Source organism: Cupriavidus sp. C3SS-1 (assembly GCF_057073755.1).
On the sequence record NZ_CP172699.1, the window covers coordinates 396,786 to 411,927 of the forward strand.

At 66.1% G+C, this 15,142-nt stretch carries 14 protein-coding genes; 5 read left to right on the forward strand and 9 right to left on the reverse strand.

Features of this window, described 5'->3' with window-relative positions; translation table 11 throughout:
- Nucleotides 1-4: 4 nt before the first annotated feature.
- From ACIGJC_RS01895 to ACIGJC_RS01915, 5 genes are all read right to left on the reverse strand, one after another.
- A complete protein-coding gene (locus ACIGJC_RS01895) occupies nucleotides 5-1,483 on the reverse strand; it encodes an RNA polymerase factor sigma-54 (RefSeq protein WP_483711448.1) in 1,479 nt (492 codons plus the stop codon).
- Between the two features lie 99 nt (nucleotides 1,484-1,582).
- Nucleotides 1,583-2,383: an LPS export ABC transporter ATP-binding protein gene (gene lptB, locus ACIGJC_RS01900; protein ID WP_483710340.1), complete on the reverse strand. Its 801-nt coding sequence runs from the start codon at nucleotides 2,381-2,383 to the stop codon at nucleotides 1,583-1,585.
- A 29-nt stretch (nucleotides 2,384-2,412) separates the two neighbouring features.
- A complete protein-coding gene (lptA, locus tag ACIGJC_RS01905) occupies nucleotides 2,413-3,054 on the reverse strand; it encodes a lipopolysaccharide transport periplasmic protein LptA (protein WP_483710341.1) in 642 nt (213 codons plus the stop codon).
- An 87-nt stretch (nucleotides 3,055-3,141) separates the two neighbouring features.
- Nucleotides 3,142-3,768, reverse strand: coding sequence for an LPS export ABC transporter periplasmic protein LptC (gene lptC, locus ACIGJC_RS01910; RefSeq protein WP_483710342.1), 627 nt, complete (start codon nucleotides 3,766-3,768; stop codon nucleotides 3,142-3,144).
- Nucleotides 3,769-3,793: 25 nt separating this feature from the next.
- Entirely contained in the window at nucleotides 3,794-4,777 is a 984-nt protein-coding gene (locus tag ACIGJC_RS01915) for a KpsF/GutQ family sugar-phosphate isomerase (protein ID WP_483710343.1), read from the reverse strand.
- On the opposite strand from ACIGJC_RS01915, the gene ACIGJC_RS01920 reads away from it, so the two are divergent.
- Together ACIGJC_RS01920 and ACIGJC_RS01925 are read left to right on the forward strand one after the other, a co-directional pair.
- The gene (locus tag ACIGJC_RS01920; protein ID WP_483710344.1) at nucleotides 4,776-4,904 is read left to right on the forward strand and encodes a hypothetical protein; all 129 of its coding nucleotides are present in this window, start codon (nucleotides 4,776-4,778) and stop codon (nucleotides 4,902-4,904) included. The two genes, ACIGJC_RS01915 and ACIGJC_RS01920, sit on opposite strands and share 2 nt — an antisense overlap.
- Before the next feature lie 8 nt (nucleotides 4,905-4,912).
- On the forward strand, nucleotides 4,913-6,892 hold the full coding sequence (locus ACIGJC_RS01925) for a monovalent cation:proton antiporter family protein (RefSeq protein ID WP_483710345.1): 1,980 nt from the start codon (nucleotides 4,913-4,915) through the stop codon (nucleotides 6,890-6,892).
- A 28-nt stretch (nucleotides 6,893-6,920) separates the two neighbouring features.
- Here ACIGJC_RS01925 and ACIGJC_RS01930 read toward each other — a convergent pair whose 3' ends face one another.
- Nucleotides 6,921-7,304, reverse strand: a complete 384-nt coding sequence (locus ACIGJC_RS01930; protein WP_483710346.1) for a ribbon-helix-helix domain-containing protein — start codon at nucleotides 7,302-7,304, stop codon at nucleotides 6,921-6,923.
- A gap of 58 nt (nucleotides 7,305-7,362) precedes the next feature.
- Entirely contained in the window at nucleotides 7,363-7,941 is a 579-nt protein-coding gene (locus ACIGJC_RS01935; protein ID WP_483710347.1) for a DJ-1/PfpI family protein, read from the reverse strand.
- 163 nt (nucleotides 7,942-8,104) lie between these two features.
- Between ACIGJC_RS01935 and ACIGJC_RS01940 the strand changes: the two genes are divergently transcribed.
- From ACIGJC_RS01940 to ACIGJC_RS01950, 3 genes are all read left to right on the forward strand, one after another.
- Complete coding sequence (locus tag ACIGJC_RS01940; protein ID WP_483710348.1) at nucleotides 8,105-8,677, forward strand: adenine phosphoribosyltransferase; 573 nt, start codon at nucleotides 8,105-8,107, stop codon at nucleotides 8,675-8,677.
- A 52-nt stretch (nucleotides 8,678-8,729) separates the two neighbouring features.
- Nucleotides 8,730-9,341 carry a LysE family translocator gene (locus ACIGJC_RS01945; RefSeq protein WP_483710349.1) on the forward strand — a complete coding sequence of 204 codons (612 nt, stop codon included), beginning with the start codon at nucleotides 8,730-8,732 and terminating at the stop codon, nucleotides 9,339-9,341.
- Nucleotides 9,342-9,506: 165 nt separating this feature from the next.
- Entirely contained in the window at nucleotides 9,507-11,198 is a 1,692-nt protein-coding gene (locus tag ACIGJC_RS01950) for a Na/Pi cotransporter family protein (protein ID WP_483710350.1), read from the forward strand.
- 1 nt (nucleotide 11,199) lies between these two features.
- Here ACIGJC_RS01950 and ACIGJC_RS01955 read toward each other — a convergent pair whose 3' ends face one another.
- Both ACIGJC_RS01955 and uvrA read right to left on the reverse strand, forming a co-directional pair.
- Nucleotides 11,200-11,685, reverse strand: a complete 486-nt coding sequence (locus tag ACIGJC_RS01955; protein ID WP_483710351.1) for an adenosine-specific kinase — start codon at nucleotides 11,683-11,685, stop codon at nucleotides 11,200-11,202.
- 231 nt (nucleotides 11,686-11,916) lie between these two features.
- A complete protein-coding gene (gene uvrA / locus ACIGJC_RS01960) occupies nucleotides 11,917-14,778 on the reverse strand; it encodes an excinuclease ABC subunit UvrA (RefSeq protein ID WP_483710352.1) in 2,862 nt (953 codons plus the stop codon).
- Nucleotides 14,779-15,142: the final 364 nt, after the last annotated feature.

Genomic DNA, 15,142 nt, shown 5'->3' on the forward strand with positions numbered 1-15,142 from the left:
TCGGCTACAAAGTCTTGCGGAGATTGACAGCAGGGATCTTCAGGGCTTCGCGATACTTGGCGACGGTACGGCGCGCGACAACGAAGCCTTGTTCACCCAGCAATTCGGCAATTCGGCTGTCGGAAAGAGGACTCCTCGGGTCTTCGGCTCCTATAAGTTGCTTGATCAAGGCGCGGATCGCCGTTGAAGAAGCCGCCCCACCGGTTTCGGTGGAAACGTGGCTGCCAAAAAAGTACTTCAGTTCGAAAGTACCCATCGGCGTTGCCATGTATTTATTGGTCGTCACCCGGGATATGGTTGACTCGTGTAATCCCAGTGTATCGGCAATCTCCCGCAAAACCAAGGGGCGCATCGCGATTTCCCCGTGCGTGAAGAAGTTCTTCTGACGCTCGACAATCGCCTGCGAAACTCGCAGGATCGTGTCGAACCTTTGCTGGATATTCTTGATCAGCCAGCGCGCTTCCTGCAGCTTTTGCTGCAGCCCCGCGGCACCGGATTCACCCTTGGCGCCGCGCAGGATCTGCGCGTACATGTCGTTGATGCGCAGGCGCGGCATCACATCCGGATTGAGCTGCGCGATCCAGCCGCCGCCGCTTTTGCGCACGAATACGTCAGGCACCACGAAGTCCGCTTCGGGGCGGCTGTATGCGTGGCCTGGGTAGGGCGCGAGCGAGCGGATCAGTTCATGCGCGGCCTTGAGCGCCGCTTCATCCACCTGCAGTGCTTTTTTCAGGCGCGTGTAATCGCGTACGGCAAGCAGTTCGAGGTGATGGTTGACGATCGAGAGCGCCAGTTCGCGCTGCGGATGCTGCAGCCGGCGCAGCTGCAGGCTCAGGCATTCGGCCGCATTGCGCGCGCCCACGCCGGGCGGGTCGAAGCTTTGCAGCAGCGTGAGGATCGCCTGCAGTTCGTCGACCTCGAATTCGAGTTCCTCGGGCAACTCAGAGCAGATCTCGTCGAGCGACGCGCTCAGGTAGCCATCGTCGTCGAGCGATTCGATCAGGAAGATCGCCAGGCCCTTGTCGCGAGTCGAGATCTTCAGCGGCGCGAGCTGCTCCATCAGGTGTTCGCGCAAGGTGGGTTCGGCGTCGCGCAGCTGCATGGGCGTCTTCTCGTCGTCCTCGCCCTGCGGGCGCCGCGCGAAATCGTCCAGGCTCCAGTCGCTGCCGTAATCCTCGCTACCGCTGTCGCTATAGCTCTCATCCTCGCTGCCCGGGCTGCTGGGGTTCGCGTCGCTGTTGCCCTGCGGTTCGGCCGGTGCGGGCGCGGGTGCGCTCTGCAGGTTGACCGAGCCATCGGCCGCCACGCGCAGCGGGCTGTCGATCCAGTCGTTTTCGCGCTCCAGCAGCGGGTTTTCCGTCAAGGCCTGCTCGACTTCCTGCTGCAGCTCAAGCGTAGAAAGTTGCAGCAGCCGGATCGACTGCTGCAGTTGCGGCGTGAGTGCCAGATGTTGGGAGAGACGGAGCTGTAGCGACGGTTTCATGCGACCTATTCTATGCGCATCCAACCGATGTTGGAACGGAAATTGCTATCGCTGATGCTGCCTGATCGTCTCTGCCAAGCCCACCTGCCGCCCCCGGCTTCACATGCGGAAGTTCTCGCCCAGGTAGACGCGGCGCACCGACTCGTTGGCGATGATTTCGTCGGGCTGGCCCGATGCGAGTACGGTGCCTTCGCTGATGATGTACGCGTGGTCGCAGATGCCAAGCGTCTCGCGCACGTTGTGGTCGGTGATCAGCACGCCGATGTTGCGTGCCTTCAGGAAGCTGACGATGCGCTGGATTTCGCCGACGGCGATCGGATCCACGCCGGCGAACGGTTCATCAAGCAGGATGAAGCGCGGCGAGGACGCCAGCGCGCGGGCGATTTCCACGCGGCGGCGCTCGCCGCCCGACAGCGACAGCGCGGGGTTGTTGCGCAGGTGGGCGATCTGCAGGTCGTCCAGCAGCGTATCGAGGCGGCTGTCGATCTCGGCCTTCGGCAGCGGCTTGCCGTTGACCAGCTGCAGCTCCAGCACCGCGCGGATGTTCTCTTCCACATTGAGCTTGCGGAACACCGACGCTTCCTGCGGCAGGTAGGACAGGCCCATGCGCGCGCGCTCGTGGATGGCCAGGCCGCTTATGTGCTGGCCGTCGAGCACGATATCGCCCTCGTCCAGCGCGACGAGGCCCACGATCATGTAGAACGACGTGGTCTTGCCCGCGCCATTGGGGCCGAGCAGGCCCACCACCTCGCCGCTCTTCACCTCGAGCGACACGTCCTTCACCACCGTGCGAGACCCGTAGCGCTTCTTCAGGTGGCGCACGACCATCGTGCTGCTGTCGGCACGGGCGTCGGGAGCGGCGGAAGCGGGCGTGGGGGCGAGCATTGCGGTATCGGTCATGGTGGCGGTGATGCGTTCGGGCGCGTGATTCAGGGCTTGCTGGACGGCGCGGGTGCCGACTTCAAGTCGAGGGGCGGGCTGGCGGCCGCACCGCTGGCCTCCTGGCGCGGCGAGAGCACGGCGCGCACGCGTCCCGACGGATTGCCGGCCGACGTGTTGTCGCCGCCGCCGGCGGCGGTGTAGAACTCGTTGCGGCTGTCATAGGTCAGGACCGCGCCGCGGATCTCGTCGACCAGCTTGGCGCCCTGCAGCCGCGCCATGCGCGCGTGGCCGATCAGCTTGGACAGTTCCTGCTTGCCGTCGTATTCGATGCGGTCGCCCCAGCCGTCCATGTACTCGTCCACGCCTTCACGCTTCTGGCGGATATAGGCCTGCTTGCCGCCCTTGGCCGTGGCCACCGCGTACTGGTAGCCCTGGGGGTCGGTGCGGATCTCGGCCGCATCCGACTTCAGCACCATGGTGCCCTTGGTCAGGACCACGTTGCCGGTCAGCGTGTAGATCTGCTTGACGTCGTCGTAGCTGGCGTTGTCGGCTTCCAGGACCAGCGGTTTGTCCCGGTCCGCGCGTTCGGCATGGGCGCCCAGCGGCGCCAGCGCGGCAATCGCGGTGGCCACGGCCAGCAGCAGCGGGGCGGCGCGCCGGCGGGACAGGGTCGTCAGGGAAGCAATCATGTTGGCAAGGGTCGCAGGAAAGCGGAAGGTCGGGCGCGATGCTCAGGTCCGCGGTGCCGCCCGGTCGGGCGCGGGCGGCTGTTGTTGTCAGGATCCCGGAGTCCGGGTGGGCGCACCGGTGATGATGGTGCCGCGTACGTTGCCCAGCAATTGTACTTCGCGGGTAACGTTGTTGAAGATCAGCCCGTTGGCGGTCATGACCGACGGGCCGCGCGTGAGCTTCACGGCCTTGTCGGTCTTGACGATGTCGTCATTGACCAGGACCTGGAAGTACTCCGACGCGGCCGTCATGAGCGGGTCCTTCGCGGCATCGGCGCCCTTTTGCCGCTCGATGTAGCCGTTGCCATACAGGTCGATCACCGAGCCTTCGGCATTCATGCGGCCGCGATCGGCGCGGGCGGTGACCGGCGGACGCTCGGGCTGGTAGGCGCGCATGGCGGGACGGGTGAACTCGTAGGTCTGGTCGTCGTCGAAGTGGACCATCTTGTCGCCGGTGAAGCGCATCTTGGTGCTGCCGTCCTGCGCGAGCTCGGTGGCGGAGAAACGCTCCATGTAGTAGTCGGGCTCGTGCTTGCGCACGGTCGGCGCCTTGGTGCCTTCCTGCTGCGTATTGACTTGCACCAGCCAGAACGTGCTGCCGGCCACCACGGCCATCAGCAGCAGCGGCAGCAGCCGCAGTACGATCCCGGTGAGGGAGGACAGGAGTGCCTGCATGGTCTCGTTGCGTTCGCGCCGCGCTTCAGATGACCTTGGCGCGGGTCAGGTCGTGGATGTGCAGCGCGCCCACCAGGCGCCCGTCATGGTCCACCACCAGCAACTGGTTGATGCGGTTGGCTTCCATGACCTGCACGGCTTCGACGGCGAGCTGGTCTTCGTGGACCACTTGCGGATTCCGGTGCATCACTTCGCCGATCGGCACGGTCTTCCAGTCGCGCGGCGTTTCCAGCAGGCGGCGCAGGTCGCCGTCGGTGAACACGCCGATGGCGATGCCGTCCGGGTCGACCACCGCGGTCATGGCCATGCCCTTGCGCGTGATTTCCATCAGCGCCTGGGCCAGTGGCGTGTTCTCGCGGACTTCCGGCACGGCGTTGCCGCTGCGCATGACGTCGCGCACGTGGGTCAGCAGCTTTCGGCCGAGCGCGCCGCCTGGGTGCGAGCGGGCAAAGTCTTCTTCGCCGAAGCCGCGCGCATCCAGCACCGCCACCGCCAGCGCATCGCCGAGCGCCAGCGCCGCGGTGGTGCTGGCCGTCGGCGCCAGATTCAGCGGGCAAGCTTCCTTTTCCACGCCGGCATCCAGATGGGCGTCGGCCAGCTTGGCCAGGTTCGATTCCGGGTTGCCGGTGACCGAGATCAGCCGAGCACCGATGCGCTTTACGATCGGGATGATCGACAGCAGCTCGCCGGTCTCGCCGGAATTTGAGAAGGCAATCAGCACGTCCTCGCGCGTGACCATGCCGAGGTCGCCATGGCTGGCCTCGGCCGGGTGCACGAAGAACGAGGGCGTACCCGTGGAGGCCAGCGTGGCCGCCACCTTGCGGCCGATATGGCCCGACTTGCCGATGCCCGACACCACGACACGTCCGCTGCACTGCAGGACGAGCTGCACGGCGTGCGCGAAGTCGGCGGTCAGGCGCCCGGAGAGCGCGGCGACCGCGTCGGCTTCAATCTGGAGGGTACTGCGGGCGAGCCTGAGTGCTCGATCCGCATCGAAATTGGCTATCATGGCGACGAAGTATACCAACGAATGCGGCGACGCCCGGGCCGTCCCGGCGAGCGCCGCGCTTGCCGTGTTCCGCCGGCAGGGCGCCCGTGCCGGGGCACGGCCGGCCAGCCCGGTCGGTTCATCCTGAGCATCTTGATGCATTCTCCGCTGGAACTGACCCTGGTGCTGCTGGCTGCCGCCGTATTCGGCGTGGTCGCGTTCCGCATGCTGCAGCTGCCGCCCATGCTCGGTTACCTGGCGGTCGGCATCCTGATCGGCCCGCACGCACTGGGCCTGGCCAGCGACACGGCGCAGACCAAGTACCTGGCCGAGTTCGGCGTGGTCTTCCTGATGTTCTCGATCGGCCTGGAATTCAGCCTCAGCAAGCTGCGCGCCATGAAACGGCTCGTGTTCGGGCTGGGAGGCTCCCAGGTGGTGCTGTCGATGCTGGCCGTGGTGCCGGCGAGCTGGCTGTTCAACTGGTTGTTCCCGCTCTCCTGGCAGGCTTCGGTGGCGCTTGGCGGCGCGCTGGCGATGTCGTCCACGGCCATCGTCTCGAAGATGCTGTCCGAGCGCGTCGAGCTGGAAAGCGAGCATGGGCGCAACATCATCAGCGTGCTGCTGTTCCAGGACCTGGCCGTGGTGCCGCTGCTGATCGTGATCCCGGCGCTGTCGCGCGATCCGGGCGACCTGGTGGTGGCGCTGGGCCTGGCCACGGCCAAGATCGCCGTGGCGATGGGCGCGATCTTCTTCCTCGGCCAGCGCCTGATGAGCCGCTGGTTCCACGTGGTGGCGGCGCGGCGGTCGCAGGAACTGTTCATGCTGAACCTGCTGCTAGTCACGCTCGGCATGGCCGCGCTGACCGAACGGCTCGGGTTGTCGATGGCACTGGGTGCGTTCATGGCCGGCATGCTGATCTCGGAAACGCCGTACCGGCATCAGGTGGAAGAAGACATCAAGCCCTTCCGCGACGTGCTGCTCGGGCTGTTCTTCGTCACCATCGGCATGCTGCTCAATATCCAGGTGGTGCTCGAGCACGTCTGGCTGGTGCTATTGCTGCTGGTGGTGCCGATCCTGTTCAAGCTGGTGCTGATTGCGGTCCTGGCAAGACTGTTCGGCTCGCGCCAGGGCGTGGCGATCCGTACCGGCCTGGGGCTCGCGCAGGCCGGCGAATTCGGCTTCGTGCTGCTCAACCAGATCGACGGGCTGAACCTCGTGGACCCGGTGCTGATCCAGGTGATCCTGGCGTCGATGCTGCTGTCGATGCTGGCCGCGCCGTTCCTGATCCAGTACAGCGACGCCATTGTGCTGCGCTTTGCCGCGAACGAATGGCTGATGCAGTCGCTGAACATGACCCGCATCGCCGCGCAGAGCCTGCAGACCGAGAAGCACGCCATCATCTGCGGCTACGGGCGCAGCGGCCAGAACCTGGCCCATATGCTCGAGAGGGAGGGCATCACCTACGTGGCGCTCGACCTCGACCCGGACCGCGTGCGCGAAGCCGCGGCGGCCGGCGATACCGTGGTCTATGGCGACGCCGGCCGGCGCGAGGCGCTGATCGCGGCAGGTATCCACCGCGCCGCGGCGATCGTCGTCACGTACGCGAACACGCCGTCCGCGCTCAAGGTGCTGCACCACGTGCAGGAACTGGCGCCGGCGCTGCCGGTGATCGTGCGCACGGTCGACGATTCGGAACTCGACACGCTGCAGAAGGCTGGCGCGACCGAAGTGGTGCCGGAGATCATCGAGGGCAGCCTGATGCTGGCCTCGCATGCGCTGGTGCTGCTCGGCGTGCCCATGCGGCATGTGCTGCGTGGCGTGCAGGAAGCGCGCGATGCGCGCTACAGCCTGCTGCGCGGATACTTCCACGGCCGCGATGACGAGGAAGACATGGTCGAACGCGATTCGGTGCGCCTGCATTCGGTGTCGCTCGGGGAGGCCGCGACGTCGGTCGGACGGCGCATCGGCGCGCTGGGACTCGAGCGGATCGGGGCCGAGGTCACGGCCGTGCGCCGCCGTGGCATCAGCGCCTTCGATCCGGAGCCGGACACCGTGCTGGAAGCGGGCGATATCGTCGTGCTGCGCGGTACGCCCGAGGCACTTGAGGCAGCGGAGTCGCGGATTCTCAGCGACTGAGCGGAATCACAGTGGCGCGTGCAAGCGCCTAGTGCGCCGCTCCTGCCGGTACATCGACCCATGATGGTGGCAAGCTGTCCAGCACGGCGCGTGCGTCCAGCGAGCGGATCGGAACGCCCTTGTCGGCGGGAATGCGCCCCTCGCCTTGCAGCATCAGGTAGCGCAGGCAGCACACCCGCAGGAATGACGAGAAATTGCCAGCCACCGCCTCGTCGCCGCGATGCGCCGTCAGTTCATCGTGCAGCCGGGTGATGAGCTGGTTGACGGTCATGCCGTCGCGCTGCGCCAGTTCGTCGAGCACTTCCCAGAACAGGTTTTCCAGCCGGATGCTCGTGGCGACGCCATGCAGCCGCAGCGATCGCGCCTGGCATTCATAGGACTGCGGGTTGGCGCGGATGAAGATCTCACACATCGTAACTCCCGTGCTGGCGGCGCCTGCCAGATCTGGCCCGCGCGATGTTCGGAAGCCTCTAATGTACGATCCGCGTCCCCAGCACGGCAAGGAACTGGGCCAGCCACGCCGGGTGCGCGGGCCATGCAGGCGCTGTCACGAGGTTGCCGTCGGTGTGGGCCTGGTCGACCGGGATATCCGCATACTTGCCGCCGGCCAGCTTCACTTCCGGCGCGCAAGCGGGGTAGGCGGAGCAGGTGCGGCCTTCCAGCACGCCGGCGGCGGCCAGCAACTGGGCGCCATGGCATACCGCCGCGATGGGTTTGCCGGCGCTGGCAAAGTGCTGCACGATCTCCAGCACGCGCGTGTTCAGGCGCAGGTATTCCGGAGCGCGTCCGCCGGGGATGACCAGGGCGTCATAGGTGGCCGGATCGATCTCGGCAAAGCTCGCGTTGAGCGTGAAGTTGTGGCCGCGCTTTTCGGTGTAGGTCTGGTCGCCTTCGAAATCGTGGATGGCGGTGGCACATTGATCGCCGGCCTTCTTGTCCGGGCATACCGCATGCACGGTGTGGCCCACCATCTGCAGCGCCTGGAACGGCACCATCGTCTCGTAGTCTTCGGCGAAGTCGCCCACCAGCATCAGAATCTTTTTTGCCATCGCGGTCTCCTGTATGGTTACGGGTGTTTCGGCCGGCCTTGTTGGCACGGCATGGCACCGGCAGGGCCATTTTGCGTGCGGCCCGCGCGGTCGGGGTGGTAACCCGTTACCACGGCCGGCGATCCCGGGGCGCGCGTGGCGCAACCTACATTTCTCGATTTCCATGGCAGATTCCATCATCCAGTCCCCCGAGCTCGGCGACGTCACAGGCTACCTGCGCGACCGCATCCGTACCGTGCCGGACTGGCCCTTGCCCGGCGTGCAGTTCCGCGACATCACGCCACTGCTGCAGAACCCCAAGACCCTGCGCGTGCTGATCGACGTCTTCGTGCACCGCTACATGGATGCGCAACTCGACCTGGTCGCGGGCATTGATGCGCGCGGCTTCATCCTGGGTGCCATCGTCGCGTATGAGCTGAACCTCGGTTTCGTGCCGATCCGCAAGAAAGGCAAGTTGCCGTTCCAGACCGTGGCCGAGGAATACGAACTCGAATACGGCAGCGCCACGGTCGAGATCCACGCCGATGCCTGCAAGCCTGGCGACCGCGTGCTGCTGGTCGACGACCTGATCGCTACCGGCGGCACCATGATGGCCGGTCGCAAGCTGCTGGAGCGGCTGGGCGCCACGGTGGTGGAGGGCGCCGCGATCGTCGACCTGCCGGAGCTGGGCGGCTCGCGCCTGCTGCAGGGCGGCGGGCTGCCGCTGTTCACGGTGTGCCGGTTCGACGGCCACTGATTTGGCCAAGCGCTGATGCGCCCGCCGCCCGATCGAATCCGATGGAGACCCGATGCCCGACTTGCTGTTGTTCCTGGTGACCTCGATCGCCATCACCCTCGCCCCCGGTCCAGACAACCTGCAGGTACTGGCGCGCGGCATGGCGCAGGGCCGGCGTGCGGGCGTGGTGGCGGCGCTGGGGTTTGCGGTCGGTTGCCTGTTCCACACGATGGTCGCCGCGGTGGGGCTGGCGGCGGTCTTGCGTTCGTCGCCGCTGGCGTTCCAGCTGATCAAGTATGCGGGTGCCGCCTACCTGATCTGGATCGGCATCCAGGCACTGCGCGCGAAGGGCGGGCTCTCGCAGGGCGCCGACGTGGCCGCGGTGCCGCTGCGCAAGGTGTTCCGCCAGAGCGTGCTGGGCAACATGATGAACCCGAAGGTCACGCTATTTTTCCTCGTGTTCCTGCCGCAGTTCGTGCGCGCGGACGCCGCGCACCCGGCGCTGCAGTTCGTGCTGCTGGGCCTGGTGTTCATGCTGCAGACCGCCGTGGTGTTCTCGCTGTTCGGCTTGTGCGCGGGCTGGCTCGGTGCGTGGCTGCGCAGGCGTCCGGCCACGGGACGCTGGCTCGATCGCGCGACCGGCGCGATCTTCGTCGGCCTGGGCATCAAGGTCGCGCTGCCCTGACCGGACGCTTTACCGATGCATCCGGCGCGCGCCGGATGCGTGCGCTTCACGCCCCATGGCGTTGCCCCGACCCCCTGTCGCGCGCATAATGAGCCCTTGACAACAACATGATGACCGGGCGGAGCCTCCGAGCTGTAGCCGTCACCGGTCACACAGGGGCGCACGATGGGCGTACTTCTGCATCTTCTTTCCGGCGTGGCCCTGCTTGTCTGGGGCACGAACATCGTCAAGGTCGGGATCCTCCGCGTCTACGGCGCCAATCTCCGGCATGTGCTCTCGACCAGCGTCGCCAACCGGTTCACCGCCTTCGCCGCCGGGCTGGGCGTCACCGGCCTCGTCCAGAGCAGCAACGCCACCGCCGTCATCGTCAGTTCCTTCGTCGGCCAGGGCCTGATTGCCGTGGCGCCGGCGCTGGCCATCATGCTCGGCGCCAACGTGGGCACCGCGATCATGGTGCAGGTCTTCTCGCTGGACCTGTCGTGGCTGTCGCCGCTGCTGATCTTCGTCGGCGTGATCCTCCACCTGTCCTGGAAAGGCAGCAAGCCTGGCCACGTGGGCCGCGTATTGATCGGCCTGGGTCTGATCACGCTGGCGCTGGAGCTGATTTCGATCGCCACGCGCCCCATGGTGCAGGCCGCGGGCGTCAAGGTGCTGTTCGGCACGCTGACCGGCGACGCCGCGCTGGACATGCTGATCGGCGCGTTCCTGACCATCCTGTGCTATTCGAGCCTGGCCGTGGTGCTGTTCTGCGGCGCGCTGGCCTCCGCCGGCGTGGTGTCGATCCATGTGGCGCTCGCGCTGGTGCTGGGCGCGAACCTCGGGTCGGGCATCTCGGCGCTGCTGACCACATCGGGCAACAACCAGCCCGGCAAGCGCGTCACGCTCGGCAACCTGCTCTCGCGACTGCTCGGCTGCCTGGTTGCGTTGCCATTCCTGGGCGAGGCCGAGCGCCTGCTCGCGCTGATCGACCATGATCCGCAGCGCCTGATCGTCAATTTTCACTTGTTGTTCAACGTGGCGCTGGCCATCCTGCTGCTGGGCGCGACCGCGCCGCTGGCCAGGCTGTGCGAAACGGTGCTGCCCGGCCGGAACACCGGCGAAAGCCAGGTCACGCCGCGCCACCTGGACCCCGCCGCCTTGCCCACGCCGACGCTCGCGCTGGCCAACGCCGCACGCGAGGTGCTGCGCATCGGCGACCGCATCGAGCAGATGCTCGACAACATGCTGCGCGTGCTGCGCACCAACGACGCCAAGCTGGCGACCGCCACCTGCCGCATCGACAACGAGGTGGACGATCTCTATACCGCCATCAAGCTCTACCTGACCCGCATCAGCCTGGAAGCGCTGGATGAACGCGATGGCCAGCGCTGGACGGAAATCATCTCGCTGACCATCAACCTGGAACACGCCGGCGACATCATCGAGCGCGTGCTGGTCGACGCGAAGGAAAAGAAGATCGCCCACAACCTGATGTTTTCCGAAGCGGGCATGCAGGAAATCGCCGAGATGCATGCGCGGCTAGTGGCCAACCTGCGGATCGGCCTGTCGGTGTTTCTCAATGGCGATCTCAAGAGCGCGCAGACGCTGATGGCCGAGAAAGCCAACTTCCGCGAACTCGAGCAGAAATATGCGCGCACCCACTTGCACCGTGTGGCTGTGCAGACCGCGGAAAGCATAGAGACGAGTTCGCTGCACCTGGACGTGATCAGCGAACTCAAGCGCCTGAACTCGCTGTTCTGCGCCACGGCCTACCCGGTGCTCGAGCAGGCCGGCGTGCTGAACCGCAGCCGCATGAGGGAAGACGATGCGCCCGGCGCACCGCCGATGCAACAGCTGAGCACCGCGGCGCGCCAGTAGGCTAGAGCTTGTAGCCGATCTTGCGCAGCAGGTCCCGGCGCTCACGGACATCGGCATCGGTCTCGATGCCCAGCGGCGATCCGCCGTCCACCACGCCCAGCACGGCCCGTCCGTTTTCGGTCTGCGCGATGATGATTTCGGCCGGGTTTGCCGTCGCGCAGTAGATCCGGCAGACCTCCGGCACCGCGCGCACGGCGCCGAGCACATTGACGGGGAAGAACCCGTCGCCCAGGAAGATAAAGAAGGCATGCCCCGCGCCGATGGTGCGGGCATTCTCGCAGGCGAGGTCGATCAGTGCCTCGTCATTGCCAGACCAGCGCACCAGCCGCTTGCCCGAGGCCTCGCAGAACGCCAGCCCGAAGCGGATGCCGGGCACGGTGCCCACCAGCGCCTCGTGCAGGTCTTCCACCGTCTTGATGAAATGCGACTGGCCGAAGATGAAGTTGGTCGCTTCCGGCTTGGTGACCGGTACCGACAGGAGTTCCATGGCTGGCCTCCGGATGTTGGTCGTGGCGGCCATCGTGGCCGTCCTTGCCGTTCATGGTAGGACTTGCGGGTTCGAATGCAAGGCGGTGCCGCTCTCCCGGTGCCTGGGCACGATCGGCGGAGCCTTCTCCATCTCGACGTCGGGAGAGATGACGAAGAATGGATGCTCGATATCGGTTGACGTCCACGAGGCCAGCAATGTCACCTCAAGTTGATGCGCCTCAAACGAACCCTACCGCGCCAGCAACGGCTTCAAATACTTCCCCGTAAAGCTCGCCTTGCTCTTCGCCACATCCTCCGGCGTGCCGCGCGCAATCACCTGGCCGCCACCGGCGCCGCCTTCCGGACCCATGTCGATCAACCAGTCCGCGGTCTTGATGACGTCGAGGTTGTGCTCGATGATCACCACGGTATTGCCCTGGTCGCGCAGCTTGTGGATGACCTTGAGCAGCAGCTCGATATCGTGGAAGTGCAGGCCCGTGGTGGGCTCGTCGAGAATATAGAGCGTGCGGCCCGTGTCGCGCTTGGACAGCTCCAGCGACAGCTTCACGCGCTGCGCTTCACCGCCCGACAGCGTGGTGGCCGACTGCCCCAGGCGGATATAGCCGAGGCCCACGTCGAGCAGCGTCTGCAACTTGCGGCGCACCACCGGCACCGCGCTGAAGAACTCGACCGACTGCTCGACGGTCAGCTCCAGCACCTCGGAGATGTTCTTGCCCTTGTACAGGACTTCCAGCGTCTCGCGGTTGTAGCGCTTGCCGTGGCACACGTCGCACGGCACGTAGACATCGGGCAGGAAGTGCATCTCGACCTTGAGCACGCCGTCGCCCTGGCACGACTCGCAGCGCCCGCCCTTGACGTTGAACGAGAAGCGGCCCGGATCGTAGCCGCGTTCCTTGGCCGACGGCACGCCGGCGAACAGTTCGCGGATCGGCGTGAACAGGCCCGTATAGGTGGCCGGGTTCGAGCGCGGCGTGCGCCCGATGGGGCTCTGGTCGACGTTGATGACCTTGTCGAAATGCTCCAGTCCCTCGATGCGGTCATGCTGCGCCGGCTCCGCCGTGGAGCCGTACAAGTGGCGCGCCACCGCGTGGTAAAGCGTGTCGTTGATCAGCGTGGACTTGCCCGAGCCCGACACGCCCGTGATGCAGGTCAGCAGCCCGACCGGCACCTCCGCCGTGACGTTGCGCAGGTTGTTGCCGCTCGCATTGACGATGCGCAGCAGGCGTTCGTCGTCAGGTGCTGCACGCTGGGCCGGGACTTCGATGCGCCGCTGGCCCGACAGGTACTGCCCCGTCAGCGACGCGGGCGAGTCCTCGATCTGGCGCGGCGTGCCTTCGGCCACGATCATGCCGCCGTGCACGCCTGCGCCCGGGCCGATGTCGACCACGTAGTCGCTCGCGCGGATCATGTCTTCGTCATGCTCGACCACCAGCACCGAATTGCCGATGTCGCGCAGATGCTTGAGCGTGCCGATCAGGCGGTCGTTGTCGCGCTGGTGCAGGCCGATCGACGGCTCGTCGAGCACGTACATCACGCCCGTCAGGCCCGAACCGATCTGCGAGGCGAGGCGGATGCGCTGAGCCTCGCCGCCGGACAGCGTGTCGGCGCTGCGCTCCAGCGACAGGTAGTCGAGCCCCACGTTGTTCAGGAAGTTCAGCCGCGCGGTGATTTCCTTGATGATCTTGTCACCGATCTCGCGCTTGGCGCCATGCATGTCGAGCGTGAGGAAGTAAGTCAGCGTCTCGCGCAGCGGCCAGCCGTTGATCTCGAAGATGGCGCGCGCCTGCTCGCCTTCGCCGACCTTGACGTGGCGGGCCTCGGTGCGCAGGCGCGTGCCGTGGCAGACCGGGCAGGGCTGGTTGTTCTGGTACTTGGCCAGTTCCTCGCGCACCGCTACCGAATCGGTCTCGCGGTAGCGGCGCTCCAGGTTCGGGATGATCCCTTCGAACACATGCGCGCGCACCGTGGTGCGGCCGCGTTCGTTCATATAGGTGAACGGGATTTCCTCTTCGCCCGAGCCGTGCAGCACCACCTGCTGCACCCTGGCGGGCAGCTCTTCGAACGCGGTATCGGTGTCGAACTCGTAGAAGGCCGCCAGGCTTTGCAGCATCTGGAAGTAGAACTGGTTGCGCCGGTCCCAGCCCTTGATCGCGCCGGAGGCCAGCGACAGGTTCGGGAAGGCCACCACGCGCTTCGGGTCGAAGAACGTGATCTGGCCCAGGCCGTCGCAGCTCGGGCAGGCGCCCATCGGGTTGTTGAACGAGAACAGGCGCGGCTCGAGTTCCTGCAGCGAGTACGAGCAGATCGGGCACGCGAAGCGCGAGCTGAACATGTGCACCTTGCCGGTGTCGAGTTCCAGCGCCAGGGCCCGGCCATCGGCCAGGCGCAGCGCGGTCTCGAACGATTCGGCCAGGCGTTGCTTGATGTCCGGGCGCACCTTGACGCGGTCCACCACGACTTCGATGGTGTGCTTCTCCGTCTTCTTCAGCTTGGGCAGCGCGTCGACCTCATAGACCTTGGCCTCGGCCTCGTGCGTGGTGCCGCCGCCCGAGCGGATGCGAAAGCGCACGAAGCCCTGCGCCTGCATGGTGTCGAACAGGTCCGAGTGCTCGCCCTTGCGGTCGGACACGACCGGCGCCAGGATCATCAGCTTGGTGTCTTCGGGCAGTGCCAGCGCGGCGTCCACCATCTGCGCCACGCTCTGCGCCTGCAGCGGCAGGTTGTGGTCGGGGCAATAGGGCGTGCCGGCGCGCGCGTACAGCAGGCGCAGGTAGTCGTGGATCTCGGTCACCGTGCCGACCGTCGAGCGCGGGTTGTGGCTGGTGGCCTTCTGCTCGATCGAGATGGCCGGCGACAGGCCCTCGATCAGGTCCACGTCCGGCTTTTCCATCAGCTGCAGGAACTGGCGCGCGTAGGCCGAGAGCGATTCCACGTACCGGCGCTGGCCTTCCGCGTACAGGGTATCGAACGCCAGCGACGACTTGCCCGAGCCGGACAGGCCGGTAATCACGATCAGCCGGTTGCGCGGCAGGTCGAGATCGATGTTCTTCAGGTTGTGGGTACGGGCCCCACGGATCTTGATTTCTTCCATATGCCCAAAAGGCCGAAAAGTCGTCGCCGGGCAGGCCGCCGGCCAGCGCGGCGCGCATGGACAGGTCGGTCTGACGGAAATCCGAAACTGAATTGCTGGAATGCGGGTGCTTCATGCGCCATCCGCAAGCGATGCCACGGGTCGTTCCGATCACCGCGATCCGCCTGCCGATGCGCGCGCCGGCGGTCGCCCGCCGATCCCAGGTGACCCGGAAAGCGCGAAGAAGCAAACCTGTTAATATACCGAACTTCGGTTTCCCGGGTTGCCTGCACAAGGCGCGCACCTGTGGGAACCGGGCTGAATGCCGCGCTTGCCTGGTCGACCGGGATGGCAACTTCTGCCCCGGATGCCGATCGAAACAGCC